This is a genomic window from Litchfieldella qijiaojingensis, assembly GCF_014651875.1.
GTDB lineage: Bacteria > Pseudomonadota > Gammaproteobacteria > Pseudomonadales > Halomonadaceae > Litchfieldella > Litchfieldella qijiaojingensis.
Window position 1 is genome coordinate 1 of sequence record NZ_BMXS01000062.1, and the last position, 2,451, is coordinate 2,451.

3 protein-coding genes are annotated in these 2,451 nt (G+C 63.8%); all 3 read right to left on the reverse strand.

Features of this window, described 5'->3' with window-relative positions:
* Nucleotides 1–32: 32 nt before the first annotated feature.
* The 3 genes from tnpC to tnpA all read right to left on the reverse strand — a co-directional run bounded on the left by tnpC (nucleotide 33) and on the right by tnpA (nucleotide 2,367).
* Nucleotides 33–1,583, reverse strand: coding sequence for an IS66 family transposase (gene tnpC, locus IE093_RS22170; protein WP_189473105.1), 1,551 nt, complete (start codon nucleotides 1,581–1,583; stop codon nucleotides 33–35).
* A gap of 83 nt (nucleotides 1,584–1,666) precedes the next feature.
* The gene (tnpB, locus tag IE093_RS22175; protein WP_189473106.1) at nucleotides 1,667–2,002 is read right to left on the reverse strand and encodes an IS66 family insertion sequence element accessory protein TnpB; all 336 of its coding nucleotides are present in this window, start codon (nucleotides 2,000–2,002) and stop codon (nucleotides 1,667–1,669) included.
* A complete protein-coding gene (gene tnpA, locus IE093_RS22180) occupies nucleotides 1,999–2,367 on the reverse strand; it encodes an IS66-like element accessory protein TnpA (protein WP_189473109.1) in 369 nt (122 codons plus the stop codon). The genes tnpB and tnpA overlap by 4 nt, the downstream gene beginning before the upstream one ends.
* Nucleotides 2,368–2,451 lie beyond the last annotated feature (84 nt).

A 2,451-nucleotide genomic window follows, 5' to 3' on the forward strand; every position in this document is an offset into this window, starting at 1 on the left:
GTAAGCGGCCGGTCATCACCCTTCGCGAGTGATCAGTCGACCGGCTTCCAGTTCTGAGGCAGGAGTTCGTGGATCTGGCTGGCCTTCTGGGTCGGCAGCCGAGCCAGTACATCTTTCAGGTAGGCATGTGGTTCATGGCCGTTCAGCTTGGCAGTCTGGATCAGGCTCATGATGTTGGCAGCCCGCTGGCCACTGCGCAGCGAGCCGGCAAACAGCCAGTTCGAGCGGCCCAGTGCCCAGGGGCGAATCAGGTTCTCTACCCGGTTATTGTCGATCGGCAGTCTGCCGTCCTCCAGGTAGCGTGTCAGTGCTGCCCAGCGCTTCAGGCTGTAATCCAGCGCCTTGGCCGTCGCTGAGCCGTTGGGTACCTTTTCACGGTGAGCCAGTAACCAGCGATGCAGTGCGTCAGCAATAGGCCTCGCCCTGGTGTCGCGTAGCCGTTGGCGTTCTTCAACACTCAGCGACTGGGCCTCGCGCTCCACCTGGTAGAGCTGGGCGATGAGTTCGATGGCCTGCTCGGCAATCTGGCTCTTGCCGGCCACGTGCAGGTCGACGAACTTGCGCCGGGCGTGGGCCATGCAGCCGATCTCGGTGACGCCGTTGGTAAAGCTCTGCTTGTAGCCGCCGTAATCGTCGCAGACTAGCTTGCCCTTCCACTTGCCGAGGAAGTCCCGGGCATGTTGGCCGCCGCGCCCGGACGCGAAGTCGTAGATCACCACCTTCTGCTCGGCGTAGGGCGTGGTGGCATAGGCCCAGAGGTAGGCCTTATGGGTCTTTTTCTTGCCCGGAGCCAGCATCGGCACCGGCGTTTCATCGGCATGCAGTATCGGTTCGGTGAGCAGGGTTTCGCGCAGGGCATCGATCAGCGGCTGCAGTCGCACGCCACAGATGCCGATCCATTCCGCCAAGGTGGAGCGCGGGATCTCCACGCCGGCGCGGGCAAAGATCTGTGCCTGCCGGTAGAGCGGCTGATGGTCGGCATACTTGGCGATCATCACCTGGGCCAGCAACCCCGAGGTGGGGATGCCCTTGTCGATCACGTGGGCCGGCATCGGTGCCTGGGTCAGCGTTTCGCACGCGTCGCAGACCCACTTGCCGCGGATATGCCGCTCGACGGTAAACACGCCTGGCGTGTAGTCGAGCTTCTCGCTGATCTCCTCGCCGATGCGGCGCCGCTGGCAGCCGCACGCGCAGTGCTCGCTGTCGGGCTCGTGTCGGATCTCGACACGCGGCAGGTCGTCGGGCAAGGGCTGACGTTTGGGCTTTTGCTTGGCGGCAGGCGGCGTCGCCGGGGTGGCGAGTTCTTCCAGCTCGGCCTCGATGGCAGCAATGTCGGCATCCACCACCTCGTCCAGCAGGCTGATCTGCAAGACGTTGAGCTGTTCGCTGCGCTTGCCGAAAGCATGGCGCTTGAGCAGCGCCAGTTCATAGGTCAGCTTCTGGTTGACCTGCTCGGTGTGGCGTAGCGTTTCTTGGCTCTGTGCCAGCGCCCGATCCTTTTCCTCCACCTGCGCCATCAGCGTTGCCGCCAGGTGGCGGAGCTGATCGGGAGAGAGTTGAGACAGGTCGGGCGGCATGTTCATCCGGCGATTATGCCAGTCCGCCGGCGGCAAGGGGATGCGCGGATCATCGAATGGCCAGGGTTCGCCTTATGTGCCGACGAGGCTTACAGCACCGAAATGGCCCCCGCCGGGCCGATGCGCTGCCAGGGCAGGCCCTGGACCAGTGCCGTCACTTGCTCCGGCGACAGTTCCACCCGGTCGCCGTGCCAGTTGGCGGCCCAATGGAACTTGCCTTGATTGAGCCGGCGCGCACAGAGCCAGACCCCCAGGCCATCGTGGATCAGCACTTTCATGCGGTTGCCGCGCCGGTTGGCGAACAGATAGGCGCAGTGCGGCCGGGCGGTACCGAATACCTTCACCACCCGGGCCAGCGCCGTATCGGGGCCGGCGCGCATGTCCAACGGCTCGGTGGCCAGCCAGATCTCGTCGATACGGATCACGACAGCAGATCCCGAAGCAGCGCCCGACAGCCCTGCGCATCGGACACCGGCCATTCGATGGTCACCGTGCCTTTGGGACTCGGCAGTGAAAGGCGAATACGCTCGGCTTCCCGATGCTGGCCCGCCGCTGGTGTGGCGGTACTTGCCATCGGCACGGGAACAAACGCCGGGGTATCACTTACCGGCGCCGACCGCCGAGCCTCACGGATCCACTTATGTACCAGATTGGCGTTCAGGGCATGCTCCAATGCGATGCCGGCCACTGAGGCACCGGGTTGTTGGCACGCTTCTACGATCCTGGCCTTGAACTCGGCTGTAAAGCGGCGACGCTTTCGAGGCGCCTCCCATACGCTTAACTCACTCATGGTAGGTGTCCACTAAGGAATAGGTGGACACCTACCGTCATCGAAGTCGGGGCTCAGCGGAAGGTGTGTTTACCGGACGCATAC